This is a genomic window from Phocaeicola plebeius DSM 17135, from assembly GCF_000187895.1.
GTDB classification, from domain to species: domain Bacteria; phylum Bacteroidota; class Bacteroidia; order Bacteroidales; family Bacteroidaceae; genus Phocaeicola; species Phocaeicola plebeius.
Genome location: NZ_DS990122.1, coordinates 150,546 through 175,080, shown reverse-complemented (window position 1 = coordinate 175,080; position 24,535 = coordinate 150,546). Strand labels below are relative to the sequence as shown.

Sequence of the window (24,535 nt, the reverse complement as noted above, 5' to 3'; positions counted from 1 at the left end):
TGTTTAAAAAATCAAGGTTATGAAAGGATATTCAATAATATTAGGTTTGTTAGCTCTGACTGCATGCAGTGACAATACCCCAGAAAATCCTGAGGATGGAGGTGATTCAGGAGAGATTGTCAGCGTAGAGAAAAGGGTAACAATTGATGCTGGACAGACATTCCAGAAAATGGTGGGATTTGGTGCATCTGATTGCTGGACGCCTGCGTATATTGGAAAGTATTGGACCAGTGGCCGTGATCGTATTTCTGAACTTTTATTTTCTTCGGAGATTGTAGATGGACAGCCTAAGGGAATCGGGCTTTCTATGTGGCGTGTGAATTTGGGAGGAGGAAGTACGGAACAAGGAGATGAAAGTGGAATTGTGGACAAATCTCGACGTGCGGAGTCTTATTTGACAGATAATTTGTCATTAGACTGGACACATTGTGAGGGACAGCGTTATTTCATGAGTCGTGCAAAAGAATTTGGTGTCAATAATTATGTGCTTTTTAGTAATACTCCTCCAGTACAGTACACTCTGAATGGCAAAGGATTTTCTCAGAATGGAGGTAGTGCAAACCTGAAAGCGGATTGTTATGATGATTTTGCTGCTTATATGGCAGAGGTCGCCAAACATTATGTGGATGAAGGCTTCTCTGTCAGCCATATTTCTCCGGTTAATGAACCTCAATATAATTGGGATGGAAATGGTCAGGAAGGTAGCGGATGGAAGAATGAAGAGATTGCTAAGCTTGCAAGAGAACTTGATTCGCAACTGACTCAAAAAGGACTTTCTACTAATATTTTATTAGGAGAATCAGGAGATTGGGAGTATCTTTACAAGGTGAAAGACGATGCAAATCGTAGTAATGTGCTTTCTGCATTCTTTTCTACCTCATCATCTGCTTATGTGGGTGATTTATCGCATGTGAAAAACTTAATTTGTGGACATAGCTACTGGACAGATGGAACATGGGATGGAATGCGTGAGGTACGTAAGAAAGTAGCAGAGGCTGCTACACAGTATGGCGTGGAAGTTTGGCAAAGTGAGTGGAGCATGCTGGGAGATAATTATAGTTCGTCAGAGTTTGTGGGATATGATGCAGCCTCGGAAATGGATATTGCTTTGTATATGTCTAAGGTGATTCATAATGACCTGACAGTTGCCAATGTAACATCTTGGAATTATTGGGTAGCTATGGATGTTTCACGATGGGGACAGAAAAACCGTTTCCTGTTGATTTCACTGACGCCGAAGGGATGGGCTGGAGATAAAGAAAGTGTGGATAATCTGGAAGAAGAGGGAAGTTTTAATGCTACTGCCACTTTGTGGGTATTAGGAAACTATAGCCGTTTTATTCGTCCTGATTATCAACGAATTTCTGCTACTTTAAATGAGTCCATGAGCTTCTTTGGTTCTGCTTGGATCTCACCACAGCAGGATTGTATCGTAGCTGTGTATACAAACTTATCAAGTAAGGGAGTACGCTTAAACGAGACACGTCAAAATTGGCCTGGAGAGCTTAAGTCTATAAAAACTTATACAACTTCTGCAAATAAACAATTGGTTGAGAAGGTTTTAGAAACTGAAGACTCTGTCGTATTAGATGCAGAGAGTGTAACAACAGTAGTCTATGAACTAAAATAAAAAAGTTATATGAAGAACAAGGCATTTTTTATTATTCTTTTGGGGCTGTTGGTATGTACTGTAGTGCAAGCCCAAGTATCTTTTGGCGAAGCCAAAAAATTTAATGAGAATTGGTTGTTCAGTTTGTCGGACGATAGTCTGAGCACTTCCGTATCGTATGACGATAGTAAGTGGCGAAAACTTGATTTGCCGCACGACTGGTCGGTAGAAGGACAGCTTTCTCCTTCCCTGGCAAGCTGTACCGGTTATTTGCCGGGGGGGATAGGCTGGTATCGGAAACATTTTCAGGTTACCGATAAGGCTGCGCGCCACTACATCTATTTTGAGGGAGCATATAACCGCAGCGAGGTTTATTTGAACGGTCACTTGCTCGGTAAACGTCCGAACGGATACATATCTTTTATGTATGACATGACTCCCTACCTGAAGGAAGGAAATAACGTGCTGGCAGTCCGTATTGACCATAGCCGTTATGCCGATTCACGCTGGTACACCGGTTCCGGAATTTACCGGGATGTGTGGATGATTTCCGCCCCGGATATTCATTTTGCTCAATGGGGAATAGGCTGGCACGCTACTTCGCTGACCGATAAGCAGGCGGTAGTGGCAGTTGATATGGAAGTCGAAAAACATGTGAAGGCTGCTGGTGCATTGGAGGTTTCTGCGGCACTTTATGATGCAGAAGGTGCGTTGGTAGCACAAGGCCGTAAGAAAGTGGCAGATAAAGCTGAGGGTATTGCGAAAGAAACAATATCACTGAAGGTGAAGAAGCCTCGCCGCTGGAATCTGGATGCACCTTATCTGTACACGCTGAAGACAGAGTTGCTTTGTGACGGGAAACGGATAGATGGCAGTTCGACGAATGTAGGTCTCCGTACATTGAAGTTTGATGCCAACAAGGGATTTGCCTTGAACGGAAAGTGGATGAAGGTGAAAGGAGTATGTCTGCATCATGATGCAGGTGTGCTGGGTGCGGTAGTTCCTCCTGAAGTATGGGAGCGTCGTCTGAGAAACCTGAAAGAGATTGGTGTGAATGCCATCCGTATGAGCCATAATCCGCAGGCACCGGTATTGTATGATTTATGTGACCGAATGGGCTTCCTGGTGATGGATGAAGCTTCGGATGAATGGGAATTCCCGAAACGGAAATGGATAAAGGGATGGAATGTCGGTGAACCAAGCTATGACGGAACATTTGATTTCTTTGAGGAATGGATTGAACGCGATGTGACGGATATGGTGCGTCGTGACCGGAATCACCCTTGTATATTCTTGTGGAGCATCGGTAATGAGGTAGACTATCCGAACGATCCTTATTCTCACCCTATTTTGGATGGCACAACCATTAATCAGCCTATGTTCGGTGGATACAAGCCTGATGCCCCGGATGCCATGCGTATCGGTAAGATTGCGAAGCGTCTGGCTGCCTGTGTTCGTGCGGTGGACACTTCACGTCCTGTTACCGGTGCATTGGCCGGAGTGGTGATGTCGAATCAGACAGAGTATCCTGAAGCAGTAGATGTAGTAGGATATAATTATACGGAAAACCGTTATGACGAAGATCATGCTACTTATCCTGACCGTGTGATTTACGGTAGTGAAACCGGTGTGGGAATTGAGGCTTGGCATGCAGTACGCGACAAGGAGTTTATTTTCGGACAGTTCCTCTGGACGGGTACAGACTATTTGGGTGAATCAGGCAGATGGCCTTCCAGAGGTTTGTATACTGGTTTGCTGGACTTTGGCAGCTTCCCTAAACCCCGTGGATACTTCCGTGCTTCGCTTTGGAGTGAAAAACCTGTGACTTATGTTGGTACGTATCCTAAGCACGACTGGGTATCAATGGATGCATGGGATTTGTGGAACTACGAACCGGGTCAGTTGATTCGGGTGGTTTGTTATACCAATGCACCGCAGGCTCGTTTGTTGCTGAACGGAAAAGAAGTGGGTCAGATGAAGCCTTACGATGATAAGAGTGGTATCATTTATTGGGATATTCCTTATCAGGATGGAGAATTGCGTGCAGAAGGTTGTGATGCAACTGGAAAGGTGCTTTCATCTTATGCAATCAAGACCTCAGGACGTCCATACGCCTTGCGGGCTACTGTGGATAAGGAAGTCTTGTCGCCGGATAAGGCTACTGCACATGTGACAATCGAAGTGGTGGATGAACAAGGTACTATCGTAAAATTAGGCGATAACGACGTAACTTGTCAGATTGAAGGTCCGGCACGCTTGTTGGGACTGGAAGGTTCAAATAACGGAGATATGAGTGATTATACAGATAATCACCACCGTGCTTTTCACGGACGTTTGCTGGCTTATATCCAGACTACAGGTGAGAAAGGTGAGATTCGTGTGAAACTGACTTCTCCTCTTTTGAAAGGAACGGAAGTGGTATTGAAGGCTGAGTAATCCTCCTTAAGCAGTACTGCGGTACTTCCTTGAAAGTACTGGAGTACTGCTAGGGAAGTACTACGGTACTGCCTAAGAAGTACTGAAAGCGTGCCGGCAGGCTGTCTGAAAAGCGCCTGCCGGCACGCTTTGTTTTCCGGCATCTGATAAGGTGATAGCCTGTTCGTGTTTCTGGAATAGGTGATGTGGTTTTACAGGGAAGCCGGATAGTTTAAGTTTTCTTCGGTGAGCTGTTCCAGCACCTCATGCAGGAACTTGGCTGCTTCCCATTTGGCCATGGGAAGGTTCATCATCAGATAATTTCCACAGTCTTTTGCACTGGCTCCCGGCACTTCACCTTCATAATCGGCGATGAAGCGGAAAGTTTCTGTCATCAGTGGAGCAATGTCTTTGGATTGCAGGTCACCTTTTACTATCAGGTAGTTTCCGGTCAGGCAACCCATTGGTCCCCAATAGATAATCTTGTCGGCCCATACCGGATGATTGCGCAGGAAAGTAGCTGCCAGGTGTTCAATGGTATGGATGGCTGCAGGACCTAAGGCCGGTTCACGGTTAGGCTCTTTCATACGAATATCGAAGGTAGTGACGATTTCACCTCCAACTTCATCTTTGCGTGACACGAAAATACCGCGTTGCAAACGAATATGGTCTACTGTAAAGCTTGGTATCTTTTTCATAAAGCGATTATAGTTTGTTGGGTAATGCTTTCAGGAAAGTTTCAGTGACGTGGAAAGAACGGTCGGCCATTTCCCCCCAGAAATTCTGGTATTGTTCAAAATGCTTGTCGGCTCCTGGAGTGTCACTAATGATGCGGAAACTGATAAAAGGAACCTGATAGAGGTAGCACACCTGGGCAATGGAAGCCGATTCCATATCTACAGCCAGTCCTTCCGGGAAGTTATGCTTGATTTCGTCCAGTTCGCTGCGGCCGGTAATAAACTTGTCACCTGTACAAATCAGACCTCCGTGGATAGCCGTTTCTGTATCGAGTGAAAGGGCACACTGGAAGAGGGTTTCATTTCCTTGGAAGAAAGTAGGGAGACCCTGAATCTGTCCGTAGGCATTGCCTTCGCCGCACCATACGTCATGGTACACAATCTGCTGGCTGACTACTACGTCCATCACTTTCAGGCAGGTGTCGATTCCTCCGGCTACTCCGGTGCTGATGATGCAGTCGGGCTGGAAGTTGCGGATAAGTTCGACCGTTCCGGCAGCGGCATTCACTTTGCCGATGCCACATTGCATCAGGATGATGGTATTTTGCTTGATGTTTCCTTCAATGTAGGTGAAGGGACCTTCTTTACGTTCAGTCTTGTTCTCGAGTTGATTAGCCAGTTGCTTCTGTTCGGAAGACATGGCCGTAATGATTCCTATTTTCATGCGTTAAAAAAGATTTTCAGTGGCAAATTTACGACTTTTCAGGCAGTATTGTGTTATCTTTGCCTGCCGAAAACATTAATTATGAATAATATGAACTTGTTCAAGAAACTATTACCCGATGTAGTGGTAATCGTGCTTTTTGCCCTTATTTCGTTTGCGTATTTCTATCCTGCGGTAAATGAAGGACGAATTCTGGCTCAGCATGATGCGGTAGCCGGCATCGGTTCTGGACGTGAAATGAGTGAATACCTGGAGAAGACTGGTGAGCGTACGCGCTGGACAAATTCCATTTTTGGAGGAATGCCTACCTACCAGATGTCTCCGAGCTATGATTCTACCGATACGTTAGGCTGGATTCAGCAGGTATATCATCTGTTCCTGCCTACTTACGTGTGGTATGTGTTTGTCATGCTGCTGGGTTTTTACATTCTTTTGCGTGCATTTGATTTTAAAGTGTGGATGTCAGCCTTGGGTGCCATTATCTGGGCGTTCTCGTCTTATTTCTTCATCATCATTGCGGCCGGTCATATCTGGAAGTTTGTAGCACTGGCTTATATTCCTCCTACCATTGCCGGTATGGTGCTGGCTTATCGTGGTAAGCTGTTGGCTGGGGGGATTGTGACGGCCTTGTTTGTGGCCTTGCAGATTGTGGCTAACCATCCGCAGATGAGTTACTATTTCTTGTTTGTCATGCTGTTTATGGCCATTGCGTATGGGGTGATGGCATGGCGGGAAAAGAAGATGCCTCAATTTATCAAAGCCAGTGTGGTACTGGTAATCGCGGGCCTGTTGGGCGTGTGTGTGAACTTGTCAAATTTGTACCATACGTATGAGTATAGTAAGGAGACCATGCGCGGCAAAAGTGAGCTGGTAAAGGAGAACAGTGCAAACCAGACCAATAGCGGATTGGAACGAAGCTACATCACACAGTGGAGCTATGGTATCGGAGAAACTTTCTCGCTGCTGGTTCCGAATGTGAAAGGAGGTGCTTCTGTTCCTTTGGCTCAAAATGAGAAAGCCATGGAGAAGGCCGACCCTAACTATATGGGATTGTATAGTCAGTTGGGACAGTATTGGGGTGAACAGCCGGGTACTTCCGGTCCGGTATATGTAGGTGCTTTTGTCATGTTCCTCTTCATTCTGGGATTGTTTATCGTAAAAGGACCGATGAAGTGGGCATTGGCGGGTGGAACCGTATTCTCCATATTACTTTCCTGGGGACATAACTTTATGGGCCTGACGGATTTCTTTATTGACTATGTGCCCATGTACAGCAAGTTCCGTGCGGTATCTTCTATTTTGGTCATTGCAGAATTTACTATACCGTTGCTGGCCATTATGGCGTTAAAGGAAGTGGTAGAACGTCCGCAGTTGTGGAATGAATCACGTAAGTCTTTCTATATTACTTTTGCTTTGACGGGAGGTCTTTCTTTGCTGTTTGCATTGGCTCCAGGTTTCTTCTTCCCTTCGTATGTGTCTTCTGCCGAAATGAACGCATTGCAGAATGCGATTCCGGCCGATCAGCTGGCTCCGATTTTAATTAACCTGGAAGAGATACGTAAGTCCATCTTTACTTCGGATGCCTGGAGAAGCTTCTTTGTCGTATTGATTGGAGCTGTGTTGTTATGGGGATACTGTGCCGGAAAGCTGAAAGCACAGCTGCTGGTTGGTTTGCTGGCTTTGCTTTGCTTGGTAGATATGTGGACTGTAAACAAACGCTATCTGTATGACGAGCAGTTTGTGGCAAAGGGCACAGAAATGCAGCCTTTCCTGGAACCTTCGGAAACAGACAAGCAGATACTTCAGGACAAGTCGCTGGATTATCGTGTGCTGAATCTGTCGGTCAATACCTTTAATGAGAACAATACAGCTTACTGGCACAAAAGTATTGGAGGGTATCATGCAGCGAAGCTTCGCCGTTATCAGGAAATGATTGATGAGCACATTCAGGGTGAAATTACGGCTCTGTATAAGACTTTACCCTCGGTGGGAGCTGATTTAAGTCAGGTAGGCGATACGTTGACTCCGGTGCTGAATATGCTGAATACACGTTATTTTATCATTCCGTTGCAGCAGGGCAAGACTATTCCGGTGTTTAATCCTCATGCATTAGGCAATGCCTGGTTTGTCAACGAGGTGCAGTATGTGAACAATGCCAATGAAGAAATAGAAGCGTTGCATCAGGTAAATCCGGCCCACGTAGCAGTGGTAGATAAAAAGTTCCAGAACGAAGTGAAAGCTTCTGCAGGTGCAGACAGCTTGAGTACGATTGTATTGACCAGCTATGAACCTAATGCGTTGAAGTATGAGGTAAACTCTCCGAAGGACGGTACGGTAGTCTTTGCTGAGATTTACTATCCGGGATGGCGTTCGTTCATTGATGGAAAAGAGGTATCGCATGGTCGTGCAGATTATATTCTGCGTGCGATGAATGTGCCTGCCGGGAAACATGTGATAGAATTTACTTTCGACCCGAAATCACTCCATGTGACCGAGACTGTTGCTTTCATTGCATTGGGCATATTGGGCCTGGCAATTCTGGCAGCCATTGTATTGGCCATAAAGAAAAGTAAGAAGTAAACAGGCAGAGAAGTTTGTTTGAAGAAATAAAGGCGTTCCAGTGAAGAGGCTCAGGCCACTTAACTGGGACGCTTTTTAGTTTTCAGGGCCCGGATGACAAACCAGGCATGACGCAGCACGGTAGATACTACACCGTAATGCTTGCACATGATGCGGAAACGCTCTTTCAGAGAAGCTTTGTGGTTGCGTGTAGTCATTCCTTCATTCAGGTAGTCGATAAGCACCAGATGAGTGTGGTGAAGTACCTGACTTTTCTTCATGATTCGGATGCACCAGTCAAAGTCTGCTGAAAAACGATAATGAAGGTTGTAGGGCTCTACAAGGTCACGTCGTGCGAAAAAAGCCTGGTGACATACGAGCATGCCTTCCTTGAAGCTTTTCCAGTTCAGGTTTTCTGGAGGAGCCAGGCGGCGCATGTGCAGGAAGTGTCCTTCTTCGTCCACAATGGCTGTGTCACCATACAGCACATCCGGAAGTGTGGGCTCTGTAATGGAGTGCACCATCAACTGGAGAGTATCGTCCTCATGCAGTTCGTCGCCTGCATTCAGGAAGCAGAGGTAATCGCCGGTGGCCAGCTTGATTCCCTTGTTCATGGCATCATACAGTCCTTTATCCGGTTCACTGATTACGGTATGTATATGTTCCTTGTATTGTTCAACGATTTGTAAAGTTCTGTCTTTGGAACCTCCGTCCACGATGATGTATTCCACATTCTTGTAGGTCTGGGTGATGACACTCTGAATAGTGTCTTCCAGTACGGCTCCGGCATTATAAGTAACCGTGATGATGGAAAACTTCGGATGTAAATGATGAATGTTATGCATTTTTTCCGGTGATGTGGTTGTATATTTGAATATATTGGCTGGCTACGGTTGCTTCAGAGTAGGTTGTCACGGCCTTACGGTACGCTTCGGAACTTAATGTTTCGTAGTCTCCTTCTGTCAGTGTCCAGCAAATGCCGTTGGCCAGGTCGTCAGCCGATTTATATTGGGCCACGTAGCCATTGTGCAAATGGTCAATCATTTGCGGAATACCTCCTACATTAAATCCTACACAAGGAATGCCGCAGGCCATTGCTTCGACAATGGTATTCGGCAGGTTATCCTGCAAGGAAGGAGTGACGTAGAGGTCGACGGCATTGTATATATCTACCAGCTCTTTTTCATTGCTCACGTAATTCATGGGATAAATAGGAAAGGGGAAAAGTGATTTGCACTGTTCGGCCTGACTTCCCAGTACTACAACTCCCAGTTGTTTGCTCAACTCAGGTTCTTGCTGGGCCAATAACTTGCAGGCTTCAATCAGGTAGTCTATTCCTTTACGCTTATCTGTAATCTTCATGGACCCGAACAAAAGCAGTTTCTTGTCGGTAGGCAGGTGCAGCTTCTCGCGTGCGAATTTCTTGGCACGTGGCTTGAACAGGTTGGTATTAATTGCATTGGGAATGTTTGTAATGGGGTGTCCTTGCAGCAGGCTGCTTCTGCGTGCCATAGCTTCCAGCCATTGGCTGCAGGCGATAAACGTGATGGGAGCCGTAGTGTAGAGCTTTTGCTTTTTATGGAACGTCTTTTCCGACAAGTCATGATGATGAGGCTTCAGTAGAAGCGGACAGTCATGACATTGTGCGGTATATTTCTCGCATTCCCCGGAATAATGGCAGATGCCGGTGAAAGGCCACATGTCGTGCATGGTCCACACCACTGGCTTTCCGGAAGCAAGAATGCGCTGGATATCTTTCAAGGAAAGCATCCCCTGATTAATCCAATGCAGGTGAATCACATCTGCCTGACGGAATTCTGGTAAGGAGGTAATATCTGTGCCTGTGTTGGCAATATCCACCGCAAAAAGGTTATGCCGTTTGAATCCGTTGGCTGCCCAGATGACAATTCGTTCCCAGGTGAACTGCCAGATTCTGCGCCATGATTTCTTGAGGGCAACCACCGTCACTTGATCGGTTTGCTTGTTACGGACCAGCATCTTAGCTTTTATTCCGTTGTTCTTTAAAGCTTCCATCAGTCGGTTGGCTGCGATGGCAGCTCCTCCGATGCGTTCTGCGGTGTTGATAATCAGTACTCTCATAGCGTATCGTTCAATTTTTCTGCAAAGTTAGGAGTTTTTTGTACTTATGTGCAACAGTCTTTGGGCAATTTCCTTACTGAAAATCTCCAGATTGAATCGTTTTTCTCCCAGCTTTCTGGCATTTTCTCCCATTTCTCTGGCCTTCTCCGGATGGGTGGACAGGTAACGGATGGCTTTTACCCAGCCTTCTACATCTCCATATTCCACGGCGATACCAATTCCTTCTTTGTCTATGTCGATTTCGAAATTGGGGTTCTTAGAGCAAACGACAGGGATTCCTAAAGCATACGCTTCCACTAATGTAGTTAGTCCTACCGTGTAAGGAAAATCCAGACAGCAGATGACGATGGCTTTCTTTCGTGCTACTTTCTTGGCCAGTTCATAAGGAATAACCCCTTCGGTATAGTGAATGCAGATGTTGTCTGTCAGTGTCAGTTTGTCGGCAATCTTTTTGTAGTTGAGGTTACCACATTCTTCTGCAATAAAGACTTCCAGATTCTCATTCGTTTGTGAGAAAGCTTGTAACATGGTTTTCAGGTCACGGTTCTCTTTTCCTGTGGAGATGAAACCTTCACGTGGTTCAGCGGGCAATTCTTTCAATAAGTGGTCGTAAAAAGCTAAATCAGGTCCCCAATGAATGAGTTCCAGCTTGTGCTCCGGGACTTTATGGGTTGCGATGGAGTCTTGAATCAGTTTACGGCTGAAGAGAAACATGTGGTCAATTCCCCGGTAAAAGAAACGGGAAATAGCCTCTTTCAAGCGATTGGGCGATTTACGTAATGCCGTATGATGCCATACGACAATCGGTTTCCGGTATAGCCCTAATGCCCGTAGGAAGATAATCAACTCCAGTCCACGGAAAGATGTACCGTAAAGCACTTCGTATTTCTCTTTGCAGAAAAGTATTTCCTTCGTGGTGTAAAGCATCAGTTTCCATCGGTTTGCATAAGGTTTATACCGATGCATGACAGACTGAATGCCGTGTTTTTCTAATAACGGCAGACCATAAAGAATATGTCCGGGAAACCGGAAATCTTTCCATTCTTCATAACTTTCCCGTGTAAGACGGGTATGGTAGAAGTAAATCTTGAGCTTTGAATTCATTTTATCTCCAAATTAGCGCCATTTGTTGCGTCCTAACCATTTGTTGATACGGTTAATTAATGATTTTCGTATATGCTGGAAGTTGCCATAGCGTAGGTTTAAATAGAGTTCTTCAAAAGAGCGTCCGATTTTTATCCATGGGTGCCCCCATGCCATGATGCGGAACATGCGGTTCTTGTAACCCACATTTTCGATGATATACCGTGGATGTTTCAACGGGAACTCCTGTTCGTAACGCTTCATGGTGAATATACGCCGATACCCTTTGGGCAGTAGGTTATTACTTCCGCCAAAGTGAGTAGAACCGGCTGTGGCTCCCAAATTGTTGATCATGTTTTTGGTGGGGACAATGCTCAAGCCGGAATTGAAGAACATGGCCGCATGGAAAATACTCTCATAATAGGCTTTCCCGCTTTCCCGGTGGTGACGACAAAACTCGATGAATTCCTTCTGGTATTTTCTTTCCTTGATGTATTCTTCCAATTGTTGCAGATTGAACGTATCATCCAGGAAACTATAATGCTCATCCCATTGGTCGATGACACGACGCCAGCTGGCCCATCCCCAAATGGAAAATGCCGTACTGAAGAAATAGTCATAAGGCATGTTTGGGGTAATTTCGTCGTAGTTAATTCCCGAAATCATGCAGATGCGGCTATCGTTTTCATATCGGTCGAGCAGTTCCTTACAGAAAGCAAAAAAGCTGACGGAAGGTACATCATCGTCTTCAAGTACGATGCATTTCTCGACAATAGAAAAAGCCCATTTCTGGGAAAGATATTCAGAAGGGTCACAACCAAAATTCTTTTCCTGGTACCATTGATATACTTCACATTCCCAGTCTATCTCATCTACTACCTTCCGGCAAGCTACAATGCCGGGCATGTCTTTTTCCCCTCTTGCTCCGTCCTGATAAAGAAACAATTTGGAAGGACGTGCTTTTCTGACCTGTTCAAATACGGCAGAAAGAGGCTCAGGCCGGTTGAAGAACAGAATCAATACGGCTACATCAACTTGTGATGGATGGCCGGTATATTGAATCGGAGTGCTGTGTACAGGAATATAATTTTCCATGTTACTATGTAGTTTTAGGAATGAGATTTCGTTTCGTTGTCTTCTGCAAGCGTATTGAATGACAATACTTCAGGATAGTGATCAACTACTTGTGCTTGCTCTTCTTCATTGAAGCGGTGCAGTTTCGGGTAATTGTACCGAAGAAACCCTTCCAGTCCTTGAGGAGCAGCCAGGGTTAATGGACCGAATTTCACCGGTTCCAACTGGTTCAGACTTTCTTCTGTCACATGGTCGGTCTTGGTCATGACATTATTGTAGTAGCGTGTCTTTCGTGTATTGAAAAACGTTTGTGCCCCTGTCAGGAGTCGGAAAATGGTCTTTTTGGGTAAGAGTACGTCGATAAGATAGTTGGCCAGACATCCCATAAATCCCCGGTTGGTCGGGTTTTCTATTTCACAAGGGCGGCAATGCTTCCAAAGCCAGGCTTCTTTTCCAATCAGGCAGCAGTTAAGGAACTTGACCAGCTCATGCTGGACTTTCATCAGCCGGCGATTGTCAGGAATGCGGTCGAAAGGAAAAATATCGACAAAAATACCCTGGTGCATGGGTACATTCTTAAAAAGTCCTTCCACGAAGAGGGTGTGATTCTTCTTAACCTTGGCAAAGTAGTAAGGAGTATGCGGGTCTGTTTCTATCCATGAAAGAAAATAGCGGGAATCCAGTTCCTGAGGAGCAATTTTCAGGAAGCGGTTATAATCCTCCCGTTTCATTCCAATGTCTATGTCGTCATCCCATGGAAGGATGGCTTTGTCATACAGCGCACCAATGGCTGTTCCCCCAATCACGAAAAACGGAATCTGATGCTTCTCGCAGATACGTACGATTTCACCGAGTATCTCGTATAAAGCTTTATGTAGCTGTTCCAACTCTTGCGGGGTATATTTTCTGGAGCATGTATTCATGGAAATCTTTTAATTAAGCAGCATTCACTATCTTTTTGCAAACTTAGTGAATCTCGTTTTTTCAGCCAAGCTTGCATGTTAAAAACTAGGCGAACAGCATATATTTTATTGTTTTAAATCGAAAGTAGAGCAACGGTAGGAGAAGATGAACGGATAAAAAAATCCACGAATCATACCTCGTATTCCTTGTGCTTTTTCCTTTACCGGATAAATTGTCTGGCGGTGTTTCATGCACAGACGGCAAAGCTTCAGCAAGGAAATCACGTCATTCTTTAGCATTAGTGTGGCCATCTGATGTAGCAGCGGGTAGAGTGAGGGGTCGGAATGCTCACGCACAAATGTGTAAAACCGCTTCCAGTTTGGTTTTTGCTGGAGTCTGCGGTAGTTCCTGAATCCATACAGATAAGGCTGGTAAGTCGGCTTTTTTTTGCTTTTGGGAAACAAATCCAGGTTTTGTTTGAGTGCAGCCTCGTTTTCGTGAGAGCGATGCCAGTTAAGCGGTTCGTCTACTTTGACAATGCCCCGATGGTCGTAGAGGTAGGCACTGACGGCAATACTCCAGTCATAGAAAAACTTGTCTACCCAGATTTCTTCTCTTTGAAGGAATTCACGGCGTACAAGCATGGTATGGCCTGCGATACCTGCAAACAATAAAGCTTCTGGCGCATATTGTGAACTGACAATATGAGCCGTTTCCATACGTTCTCCTCGTAAATGGGCGGAAAAACAGAGGTTGTAATCTCCAATAGCCTGCACTTGTTTCTGTATTTTCTCAGGCATCCAGACATCGTCCTGGTCAGAAATAGCTATCAGGTCGGCTGTGGCCCGCATACAGGCGGTCTTGAAGTTAAGATTGAATCCCAGATTATGTGTATTCTCAATGACTTGTATGAAAGGAACTTTGGCCTCATATTCTTGTAAGATGGCCAGGGTTGCATCGGTCGAGCAGTCATCTTGTACAATCAGTTCTTGAATGGGATAAGTCTGTGCCAGAATGGAATCCAGTTGCTGGCGCAGGTATTTTTCTCCATTGTAGGTACACATTACTACGGCTACGGTAGGGGATGTCATTGTTTCGGTCATTTTATGTTAGGATAGTTTCTTTTTAAAGATATAGTTCAGGGCCTCTTTAAAAGTGGCTGAACCACTCAACCACATAACTAAAGGATAAAGAATTCCTGCCAATAAGATTTTTGCAGTAATCAGCAGGTACAGGTTGGTAAGGGAACGTGTCAGGAAATAGACTCCTGCCATGATAATGGCGGCGATGAGACCAAATGAAAACACGTCCTTGATGGCGTGGAAAAGGCTCAGTCTGATTTCACGCCACACAAAGTAGTGCCATGCCAGCAGCCAGCCTACGTTGATGGCAATGTAGACTTTAATCATGCACTGTATGCCGTAAGGATAAAGCAGATACATGACGACGAGTTGGCTGACTCCTTGTGCGATGGTATTCCACATGAACAAGTTGGATTTTCCTTTGCTGATAAGCAAGTTGGTATAGAGGCTGGTTACGGGCAGGAAAGCACCTCCTATGGCCAGCAGTTGCAGGATATTGGCACTGGGAAGCCATTTACTTCCGATAGTCAGTGTAATCATTTCCGGAGCAATAAGTGACAAGCCAAGCATGACCGGAAAAGAAATGAATGCCGTGAAACGAAGCATCTTACGGAAAATGCGGCACTGGCGTTCGCTGTCGTCGGCTACCTGGCGTAATACCGGCAGGGCTACGCTGCTTACCATTCCTGTAATCAGCGAGTGCCCCATCAAATTCCATTTGTTAGCCTGATTGAACTGCCCGACCTCTCGCTCTGAATAATAGCGTCCTAAAATAATGGAAAACAGGTTGTTGTTGATGTGATTGAAAATGTTGGTCAGCAGAAGTTTGCTACTGAAACTGACCATACTTTTCAGCGGTCGGAAATCAAACTGGAGAGTCGGTCGCCAGGGAGAGAAATACAGGTAACACAGATTGATAGCAGATACATATACGATGCTTTGCGTGGCAATACCCCAGTAAGAGTAGCCTAACAAAGCCATTGCTACTCCCGTGCATCCTGATACCACCAGTGCAATGATACTGGATAAAGCTTTCTGCTTCACCATCAGGTTGCGAAATAAGTAAGCACTGTGAGGGATTCCCAGACTGGCAATAAAGAACCCGATAAATGAGTAACGTGCCAGTGGAATCAGTTCGTCGTTACGATAAAAATCCGCAATCAGTGGTGCACATCCGGCCAAGATGAGGTAGAGTGTAAGACTCAGTCCACTACAGAACCAGAACACCGCATTATAATCCTGGTGACTGATTTCCTTTTTGTTGACCAACGCTGCGGTGAAACCGCTTTCTTGTAAAGAACCGGCTATCAGTGAGAAAATGCTCAGCATCCCTACCATTCCGTAATCACTGTCGTTCAGGATACGGGCAGTAATGATGCCGAATGCCAGATTCAGCACCTGCATGGCCCCGTTGTTGATTCCTCCCCAGAGCAATCCTTTGGCCGTTTTTTCTTTTAAAGAGTTTTCGGGCATTCTTGTTTCTTATGGAACAGACGACGCAGACCTCCGTTGTGTATCAACGGAAATCTGCGTGCGTGTGTAAAAATAGAATGAAGGAGAGCAAAGGTTATTTTACCTCGCTTCCTGGTTTTACTTCGTTCAAAGTAGTAGTAACGGACAGTGAACCGTCAAAGTTTTCTGCGCTGAGAATCATACCCTCGCTCACCAGACCGTTCTTGAACTGACGAGGAGCTAAGTTGGCGATAAACAGCACTTGCTTGCCTACCAGGTCTTCCGGTTTGTAATGCTGAGCAATACCACTGACGATGGTACGGTTTTCCAATCCGTCGGCAATCTTGAATTTCAGCAGCTTCTTCATCTTAGGTACGTTTTCGCATTCCAGTACGGTACCTACACGGATGTCGAGTTTCTCAAATTCTTCGAAAGCAATGGTCGGTTTAATCGGATTAGCCTTGTAATTGGCTGCTTCGTTGGCCTTCTTGGTAGCCAGCAATTTATCTACCTGTGCCTGAATGACGTCGTCTTCAATCTTTTCGAACAACAGTTCAGGCTTGTTCAGCTGATGGCCTTCTGCCAGCAAGTCTGTACGTCCCAACTGTTCCCAGTCGAAGCTTTCCATGTTCAGCATCTTGCGCAGTTTTTCAGAACTGAACGGCAGGAACGGTTCAAAAGCAATGGCCAGGTTGGCAACCAACTGCAATGAAATGTTCAGGATGGTAGCCACACGTGCCATGTCGGTCTTAGCCAGTTTCCATGGTTCTGTATCTGCCAGGTATTTGTTTCCGATGCGGGCCAGGTTCATGGCTTCTTTCTGTGCATCGCGGAATTTGAACACGTTCAGCAGTTTTTCTACTTCTTCTTTTACATCAGCAAACTCCTTCAGTGTTTCATGATCGTAGTCGTTCAATTCACCGCAAGCTGGAACCTTCCCATCGAAATATTTGTGAGTCAGTACCAATGCACGGTTTACGAAGTTACCGTATACTGCTACCAGTTCGTTGTTGTTACGAGCCTGGAAATCTTTCCAAGTAAAGTCGTTGTCCTTAGTTTCCGGAGCATTGGCAGTCAGCACGTAGCGCAAAACATCCTGTTTGCCAGGGAAGTCCTGCAGGTACTCGTGCAGCCATACTGCCCAGTTGCGTGAAGTTGAAATCTTGTCACCTTCCAGGTTTAGGAACTCGTTAGAAGGTACGTTGTCTGGAAGGATGTAACTTCCTTCTGCCTTCAACATGGCCGGGAATACGATGCAGTGGAACACGATGTTATCTTTTCCAATGAAATGAATCAGGCGTGTTTCAGGGTCTTTCCACCATTTCTCCCATGAATCGGGCAACAGTTCTTTTGTGTTAGAGATATAGCCGATAGGTGCATCGAACCATACATACAATACTTTTCCTTCTGCACCTTCTACCGGAACCGGAATACCCCAGTCAAGGTCGCGGCTCACGGCACGAGGTTGCAGCCCCATATCCAGCCAACTCTTGCACTGTCCGTATACATTCGGACGCCATTCCTTGTGATCTTCCAGAATCCATTTGCGCAACCAGCCTTCGTGTTTGTCAAGTGGCAAATACCAGTGTTTGGTTTCCTTCATGACAGGCTGGCTTCCGCTGATGGCACTTTTCGGGTTAATCAGTTCTGTAGGAGAAAGTGTACTTCCACATTTCTCGCACTGGTCGCCGTAAGCACCTTCTGCATGGCAGCGAGGGCATTCTCCCGTGATGTAACGGTCAGCTAAGAATGTGTGAGCTTCCTCGTCATAATATTGCATGGAAGTTTTTTCGATGAACTCATGCTTGTCATACAATTTACGGAAAAAGTCAGATGCTAACTGATGGTGAGTGGGTGAAGAGGTACGTCCGTACACATCGAATGAGATACCGAACTCTTTGAAAGAATCCTTGATGAGGGTATGATAACGGTCTACGATATCTTGTGGAGTTACGCCTTCTTTTTTGGCGCGGATAGTGATGGGCACTCCATGCTCATCCGAACCTCCGATAAAGAGCACGTCTTCTTTTTTCAGGCGCAGATAGCGCACGTAAATATCGGCCGGCACATAAACCCCTGCCAGATGGCCGATATGGACCGGACCGTTTGCGTATGGCAGAGCCGATGTAACGGTCGTTCGTTTAAAGTTCTTTTCCATATACGTATATAGTTTATTCTAAGTTGCAACCTTACGATGTGCAAAGATACGATTTATTTGGAAATTATTCTTTTTTGAGGCGTGCGAAGCGAATTTTTCGAGGGTGGTTTGAGATATAATCCGTTTGAGTACTTTTAAATGTAGAATTCAAAGTAAATCTTTGTATGATATTTAGAATAAAACAACTCCTGTCAGTTTGTGAATATTGACAGGAGTTATAAGATAGAGATGTTAAAACGATATTATAAATATATTTCTTCCGTGTAAACTTCTCCAAAACAGTCTGTTACTTCAATCTTTATTTTTTTTGCTGTAATAGAAGGTGTTGCTGAAAAGTAATGATTAGTTCTTGCAGGTTCGTAGTCTGCAACAGCTCTTCTTCCATTTAAATGAGCCAAATAATCAGGATCGTAGGAATAGAATTGTTTCATGTCTCCCATAAATTTCTCATCTTCATACCATCTTATTCGCCAGTTTTTATCCCAGTTCCAGACTTTAGCGACCACAGCATTAGGTCGTTCCATAATACTTCCTTTTGGGTATGTTTTAAATTGCCAGTTACGTTTTTGCCCTGTAGCTTTATAATACCAGGAGATTTTATTTTTGTTTCCTTCAAATACCTGGTATCCGTTAGGTGAACCATCACTACCCGTGTCTCCATTCCACCATGTTCCACAAACAGCCCCTAGATTATGTTCTGTAATACCTGCTCCTAAATCAGTGTTGGAGTTGCGGTGATAATGACCTGAAATAATGGTTGCTTGAAATTTATTCATTACCATTTTTATAAGCTTCTCCCCTCCATCGATGAGTGGATGTTCAGGAGATGGTTTCATGGGAGCGTGCATTGCGATGACTAGTTGCTTATCTTGCTGAAGTACACAGTTAAGCAATAGCTCGAGCCATTTCATCTGATCTTCAAATTCCAATGTCGTCTTATACCGTTTGTTACCAAAGTAATTTATATTATTTAGAATGATATAATACACATCTCCAAGTTGTACTGCATAATATAAAGGGCCGAACTCTGCTTTGTAAATATGAGCAAAATCAGCGTTAGAAGTAATATTCATGTATTTATCAAAATCATGATTTCCTATGACTGGATAAATAGGTATGTTTAATTGTTTTGCGAATTCTTTATAAGACATATTTTGTATATAGACATCCCATGAAATATCTCCTAAGATGATACCTGCAGTCTGAATACCTGAGTATTGAGATAGTGTTTCTTTTATGTCAGGGAGTGTTTCTGAAAAAAAACGTTTGGTATCAGCTTCTGTATCAAGTTGTGTATCGGCCATGGTAATCATGGCAAATCGTTCTGGATCTCCCTGCATTTTTTGTAGGGAGAAATTATACTGTTTCTTGTTTGGATCTATTCGTTGAAAGAATTGTGGAACTCCAGAAGTAAAGTCTGCCACGTATCCTTTAGGCGTTAATAGATATACGAATTCGGCTTTACTATTTAAATCGATAGCATAGTTCCCATTTGAATCTGTGACAGAAAATGAGAAGCCATCAGTGACAATTACTTCTCCTAACGCTTTTCCATCTCCTTTCACTGTTCCTTTGATAATATCTGCTTGTGCAGTAGCACATAGCCAGCAAGCTATTGCGCATAAGATTGTTCTTATTTTCATTTTTCCCACCAAAGTTTTGTATTAATATTATCTTCTCCTCCCTGTCGTTTAATAGCTTCCTGATAATTTGCGGTATTCAGGGCTTGTTCGTCTTCCGGATAGTAAAAACGAGAAGGGACTTCTCCGGGTGCAGATGGATTACGATTGTCAAGAAGTTGATTTTGTACGGGTAACCCTGTGCGTAAGAAATCGAACCATGCTTCATATCCTACCATAAAGAGAGACATCCATTTTTGCTGCATAATTTGTTCCATTGCATTGTCCGAGTTAAATGCAATCCCGGTTTGTTGCAAATAACTTGTTATTGCATCTTTCTTGTTGTAATATTCAAAAGATAATGTGATGCCATCTTCGTAAAGCTGTTTTGCATTTCCTGCAGCATAGCCTTTTATAACTGCTTCAGCTTGTAGAAACTTGACTTCTGAACAATTCATCAATATTGCACTACATCCGTCTGGAGTATCACGATAATAACCTCCTAACATTGAGACATCAGCTTGTGAATAGCCGATGTTAGTTAAGGTAGTAGATGAACATCCAGAAGGAATTCCTGCGTATTCTTTAATTGCCGTATTTGCGCTATTGGTCGTTGGAGAAAACCAAACTGTGACTCTTTCGTCTCCGTATTGTGTCCACATTCGTTCCATTTCATCGCTCATGCGAGTATATTCAAAGTTACCTGCTCGCATATCATAAATAGGACATTTGTTGGGACTTCCGGCAAGAAATGGAAGTAACATGTTGTCATCATTCGTTTCCATTAAAGGTAAAGACATGATAGAATTGATCTCTGCAGGAATATTCAAGTTTGTGTCATCTATGCGATTCGAAATACGAATCAGATAGCGAAGGCGAAGAGAATTGGCAAGTTTTCTCCATTTTAGTCTGTCTCCTCCATATACGATATCGGCCGGGAGCACATCAATATTTTCTTCCAGTAGTTTATCTGCTTGTTTGAGTAAATCAATTATTCCTCCTTCTGCCGTATAGATATCTTTTTGAGTGTCGTATGAAGGGGTTATGTTTTCTGCTCCAAGGGTCGCTTCAAAAAAAGGAACATCGCCCCACATATCAGTAATTTGTGCGATACAAAATGCTTTTAATATATAAGCAATTCCTTTAGAAGACAAGCAATTGTCACGTTCTGATACCCGAATCATTTCTTGGATGCTATTCAAATATAAATAGTATTGATTCCAAATCCCTTCGTTTGTGCCAAATGCATATTGTTCTACTTCGTTGTAATTGGTGCGGGCTATCTGGTGGGCTAGACCTGGACCGTCACTATAGTTAAACTGACTTTGTACGATATTACGCAATAATGGAGTTAGTAATAAGTCGGCTGTGGCGGTGGTAGGATTGTTGGGGTCTGTATTTATGTTGTCAAAATCAGAGGTACATGAGGTTGTACATACTGTAAGGAATACGATAACTCCGGTTTTGAGGGTATATATAAAATGTTTCATGGATTTTTATTTTTAGAATACGACATTTATGTTAAAGCCAAAACTTCTTGTTGAAGGATATGACATCTCTTCTACTCCAGGAGTTGCACTGGCGCCTTCGTAAGTAATTGCTTCCGGATCTACATAATCCTGGTCTTTTGTCCACATGAACAGGTTTCTGGCAACAAATGAGAGTCCTAAATTTTTAATAGGTGTTTTGCTTAGCCATTTACTGGGAAACTGATAGCCAAGTTTTACTTCACGTAACTTTACATAAGTGGCACTGAAGGTAGATTGAGTCTCATGATAGCGTCTGTATAAGTTACGATAGTAATCCCGCGGACTTACTTGAATAGTATTTTTTACATATTCTTCTTTTGTTTCATCCCAAATTACTCCATCTATGACCATATCTTCAGGATTTCTATTTTCTGTTTTATCTAAAACTCCTGATTCCATTCCCATTCCGAAAGTTCTTGATACAAATACTCCACCTTGATGCCAGTCAATCAGAAAATCAAGAGAGAAGTTTTTATAAGTAAATTTATTGTAGAATCCCATGATAAAATCTGGATTATAATTACCAAGTTTGACAAGTGTCGGGTCTGCAATAGGTAAACCGGTTGCATCTACAATAATTTCTCCTTTTTCCGTGCGTTTGAATCCTGTTCCATAAAGATTACCCATAGGTTCTCCTTCTTTGGCAATCGCGTAAACTCGTGCATCTTGGTCTGAATAGATTGCCGCCCATGAGTATACATATTGATCATATTCGTCACTGATTTCTTCAACTTTACTTTTATTCATAGAAAAGTTGATAGAACCATCCCATTGGAAACCTGTTTTGGTTTTGATGGGAGTGTATGATAATGTAGCTTCAAATCCATAATTCCGAATGGCGCCAGCATTTATATAACGTGTATCATAACCGGAGGTTGAAGATATCGGAATTTGTACAATCTGATTTTTATTTAACGTGTTGTAATATGTGAAGTCAATTTCCAGGCGGTTATCAAAAATACGAAAATCTGTTCCAATTTCGTATGAATGCATTCTTTCGGGTTTTAGGTCATTATTCGATAGAGTAGACGGCATAGTGACCCCTGATTGAGAGCCGTAAGGATTGCTATATGAGTAGGTATTCTCTAGACGATATGGCTCCGTGTCACTACCGACCTCTGCGTATCCTCCTCGTAAAGACCAGTAGGTGATAGGCTGAGGTAGTTCGAAAATATCACTAAGCACGGCACTGATAGAAGCGGAGGGGTAGAAATACGAATTGTTCCCGGAACCATCCGACCGTGTAAGAGAACTAGACCAGTCATTACGTGCTGTGATATTTAAGAATAGATAGTCATGATAAGAAAGTTGTCCTGTGAAAAGTATACTATTTATACGTTTTTTAGAGTCCTTCTGAATAACAGATACATTAGATGAGGCATTGCCTAGATTATAAACTCCAGGAATAGAAAGTCCGTTAGCAAAAGCATAGTCATACATATTCTTTTGTATCATTGAATTGGCACCTCCCGTAAGGTCTACTCGCCAAATCTCATTGAATGTTTGATTCCATTGTAAAAGAACATCAGTATTCCATTCGGAGAAGAAGACATTTTCACGTTTATAAGCTCCTGTAGGAAAGTTTTTGGTACTATACGCGCGTTTGCTTTGTCGAAGATCATAAAAAAAGTCGATACCGGAACGAGCTGTTAGTTTCAGGTTTGGTAAGAAATCGTAGCTTAAAGAGATATTTCCGAACATACGGTTTTTGTCGTATCCATTGGTATTTTCATACATGGTGAAAAATGGATTGTCATTCCATCCAGAGTTAAAGTGGAATTGTTTGGTACCTTCATATCCTCTCTGCCAGTAATCACGCAGGCTGTCAATATTTACTTGACGACCAAACCAGGTGAAGGTATACATAGGGTTTTCAGTTCCATATCCCATACTTGGGCGATTACTGCTCGCTGCATTCATGTAGGTCACACTGGTCTTTGCGGAGAATTTATCAGTAAAATGATAGCCAGCATTTATACTTACTGTATTTCTTCGAAGATCCACATTCGGTAAAACTCCTTGACTGTATAGGTTAGTGTAGGAGATTCGGATGTCGCCTTTATCATTGCTGGCACTTAATGCGATGTTGTTGTTGTAGGTAATACCAGTTTCGAAGAAATCTTTTACGTTGTCAGGATGAGCAATAAGTGGAGTTCCTTGAATAGCTGCTCCATTTCGGGCTGCTACATCACCTCCTCTGTAAATTGTTCCATCTGCTCCGATGGAAGGAGAATCAAATTGAGGTACAAGGCTCCCATCAAGCGGACGTCCCCAACTCATGTCTTGGTGATCTTGAGTTCCATGACCGTTATTTCCGTCCCAGTATTCGAATTCACCGTCTAATCCCTGGCTATAACTGTTTTGATATTTGGGTAAACGGGAAACTTGTTCGAAAGTTGTAGTGGAGTTGACCGCTATTTGGAATTTGTTTTTTGTTTTTCCAGATTTTGTGGTAATTAGAACTACTCCATTAGCGGCTCTGGAGCCATATAGAGCTGCGGCATTGGCTCCTTTTAAGACAGAGATACTTTCTATGTCATCTGCATTTAATTCTCCGGCACCATTCCCATAGTCGATTTCTTGGGGGGTTCCTGAAAGATTAGAATAGATATTATTGTTAATGGGTACACCGTCTACTACATATAGTGGCTGGTTATTGTTGGATAGTGAGGATTCACCACGTATGACAACTCGTGTAGATGAACCTGCACCAGAGTTTCCTGATATAATCTGTACACCAGAAACTTTTCCTGCTAGTTTATTAAGAACGTTGGCATCGTTGCCTACATTCATGTTATTACCTTCTACAACTTGCTGGGCATATCCAAGTGATTTTTTCTCTCTTTTAATACCCAATGCTGTTACTACAACTTCATCTAGAGCTTGTACATCTTCATGTAGTACAATTGAGACTGGTTCATTTCCGGTCAGTTTTATCTCTTTGGTATCGTATCCGATGAATGAAACTACCAAAGTACTTTTGGTCGGGTCTGATACATTAATGGTAAAATTTCCATCGATGTCTGTAACTGTCCCATTTGTTGTGTTTTTTTGTAGGATTGTTACCCCAGGTAATCCAAATCCACTGTTATCCAAAACCTTACCGACGACTGTACGGCTGTTCCCTTCTTCTGCAAATGTGGATATGCAACAGATTCCAGCTAGTAGCATACTTGCAATCCTTTTGCTTGTAATTTTACCTTCTTCAAAAAACTTTGTTTCCATTTAGCTTGCTTTAATGTGCTTTTAAATTTTGCAGCAAAGGAATAGAAACAATATTTCATAAATGTAAACTCTATTTTAAGAAGGAATTAAGCAATTATTTCATTTTGGTAAATGTATTTTACATAAATGCATATTCACTAAAAAGCTTTTTATGTTTCTCTTGTGCGGAATATATGGCTTTCGGCTGAGAGCTGTATAGTTCAGGTCTGGAAAACATTTGTTTTCAGGAAAGGATACATAAAAAAGAGACTGAGATTTCTCAGAAAATGTAATATCATCAGAAAGGTGTACCTTAACTTGTTCCGATTCTTATTAATAGATATTTT

The 24,535-nt window shown here is 43.4% G+C and carries 16 protein-coding genes; 3 read left to right on the top strand and 13 right to left on the bottom strand.

Annotated elements, in window-relative coordinates; translation table 11 throughout:
* Positions 1–19: 19 nt before the first annotated feature.
* Positions 20–1,630: a glycoside hydrolase gene (locus tag BACPLE_RS04880; RefSeq protein WP_007559434.1), complete on the top strand. Its 1,611-nt coding sequence runs from the start codon at positions 20–22 to the stop codon at positions 1,628–1,630.
* Positions 1,631–1,639: 9 nt separating this feature from the next.
* The gene (locus BACPLE_RS04875; RefSeq protein WP_007559433.1) at positions 1,640–4,045 is read left to right on the top strand and encodes a sugar-binding domain-containing protein; all 2,406 of its coding nucleotides are present in this window, start codon (positions 1,640–1,642) and stop codon (positions 4,043–4,045) included.
* A gap of 191 nt (positions 4,046–4,236) precedes the next feature.
* On the opposite strand, the gene BACPLE_RS04870 is transcribed toward BACPLE_RS04875, so the two are convergent.
* Both BACPLE_RS04870 and BACPLE_RS04865 read right to left on the bottom strand, forming a co-directional pair.
* A complete protein-coding gene (locus BACPLE_RS04870) occupies positions 4,237–4,722 on the bottom strand; it encodes an S-ribosylhomocysteine lyase (protein WP_007559432.1) in 486 nt (161 codons plus the stop codon).
* A gap of 7 nt (positions 4,723–4,729) precedes the next feature.
* Positions 4,730–5,425, bottom strand: coding sequence for a 5'-methylthioadenosine/adenosylhomocysteine nucleosidase (locus BACPLE_RS04865; protein WP_007559430.1), 696 nt, complete (start codon positions 5,423–5,425; stop codon positions 4,730–4,732).
* A gap of 90 nt (positions 5,426–5,515) precedes the next feature.
* Between BACPLE_RS04865 and BACPLE_RS04860 the strand changes: the two genes are divergently transcribed.
* Positions 5,516–8,005 carry a glycosyltransferase family protein gene (locus BACPLE_RS04860; protein ID WP_040312457.1) on the top strand — a complete coding sequence of 830 codons (2,490 nt, stop codon included), beginning with the start codon at positions 5,516–5,518 and terminating at the stop codon, positions 8,003–8,005.
* 59 nt (positions 8,006–8,064) lie between these two features.
* On the opposite strand, the gene BACPLE_RS04855 is transcribed toward BACPLE_RS04860, so the two are convergent.
* The 11 genes from BACPLE_RS04855 to BACPLE_RS04805 all read right to left on the bottom strand — a co-directional run bounded on the left by BACPLE_RS04855 (position 8,065) and on the right by BACPLE_RS04805 (position 24,209).
* Positions 8,065–8,829, bottom strand: coding sequence for a glycosyltransferase family 2 protein (locus BACPLE_RS04855; RefSeq protein ID WP_007559428.1), 765 nt, complete (start codon positions 8,827–8,829; stop codon positions 8,065–8,067).
* Positions 8,822–10,084 carry a glycosyltransferase family 4 protein gene (locus tag BACPLE_RS04850; RefSeq protein ID WP_007559427.1) on the bottom strand — a complete coding sequence of 421 codons (1,263 nt, stop codon included), beginning with the start codon at positions 10,082–10,084 and terminating at the stop codon, positions 8,822–8,824. The genes BACPLE_RS04855 and BACPLE_RS04850 overlap by 8 nt, the downstream gene beginning before the upstream one ends.
* 27 nt (positions 10,085–10,111) lie before the next feature.
* Positions 10,112–11,188: a glycosyltransferase gene (locus BACPLE_RS04845; protein ID WP_007559426.1), complete on the bottom strand. Its 1,077-nt coding sequence runs from the start codon at positions 11,186–11,188 to the stop codon at positions 10,112–10,114.
* 12 nt (positions 11,189–11,200) lie between these two features.
* Entirely contained in the window at positions 11,201–12,262 is a 1,062-nt protein-coding gene (locus BACPLE_RS04840; protein ID WP_007559425.1) for a hypothetical protein, read from the bottom strand.
* A 14-nt stretch (positions 12,263–12,276) separates the two neighbouring features.
* Positions 12,277–13,164: a LicD family protein gene (locus BACPLE_RS04835; protein ID WP_007559424.1), complete on the bottom strand. Its 888-nt coding sequence runs from the start codon at positions 13,162–13,164 to the stop codon at positions 12,277–12,279.
* A 105-nt stretch (positions 13,165–13,269) separates the two neighbouring features.
* Positions 13,270–14,235 (bottom strand): glycosyltransferase, encoded by a 966-nt coding sequence (locus tag BACPLE_RS04830; RefSeq protein ID WP_235777901.1) that lies wholly within the window; start codon positions 14,233–14,235, stop codon positions 13,270–13,272.
* Positions 14,236–14,253: 18 nt separating this feature from the next.
* Positions 14,254–15,699, bottom strand: coding sequence for a lipopolysaccharide biosynthesis protein (locus BACPLE_RS04825; protein WP_007559421.1), 1,446 nt, complete (start codon positions 15,697–15,699; stop codon positions 14,254–14,256).
* Positions 15,700–15,793: 94 nt separating this feature from the next.
* Positions 15,794–17,836: a methionine--tRNA ligase gene (gene metG, locus BACPLE_RS04820; protein ID WP_007559420.1), complete on the bottom strand. Its 2,043-nt coding sequence runs from the start codon at positions 17,834–17,836 to the stop codon at positions 15,794–15,796.
* 242 nt (positions 17,837–18,078) lie between these two features.
* On the bottom strand, positions 18,079–19,479 hold the full coding sequence (locus BACPLE_RS04815; protein ID WP_007559419.1) for a calcineurin-like phosphoesterase C-terminal domain-containing protein: 1,401 nt from the start codon (positions 19,477–19,479) through the stop codon (positions 18,079–18,081).
* Entirely contained in the window at positions 19,476–20,945 is a 1,470-nt protein-coding gene (locus BACPLE_RS04810; RefSeq protein WP_007559418.1) for a SusD/RagB family nutrient-binding outer membrane lipoprotein, read from the bottom strand. The genes BACPLE_RS04815 and BACPLE_RS04810 overlap by 4 nt, the downstream gene beginning before the upstream one ends.
* Positions 20,946–20,957: 12 nt before the next feature.
* Positions 20,958–24,209, bottom strand: a complete 3,252-nt coding sequence (locus tag BACPLE_RS04805) for a SusC/RagA family TonB-linked outer membrane protein (RefSeq protein ID WP_007559417.1) — start codon at positions 24,207–24,209, stop codon at positions 20,958–20,960.
* Positions 24,210–24,535 lie beyond the last annotated feature (326 nt).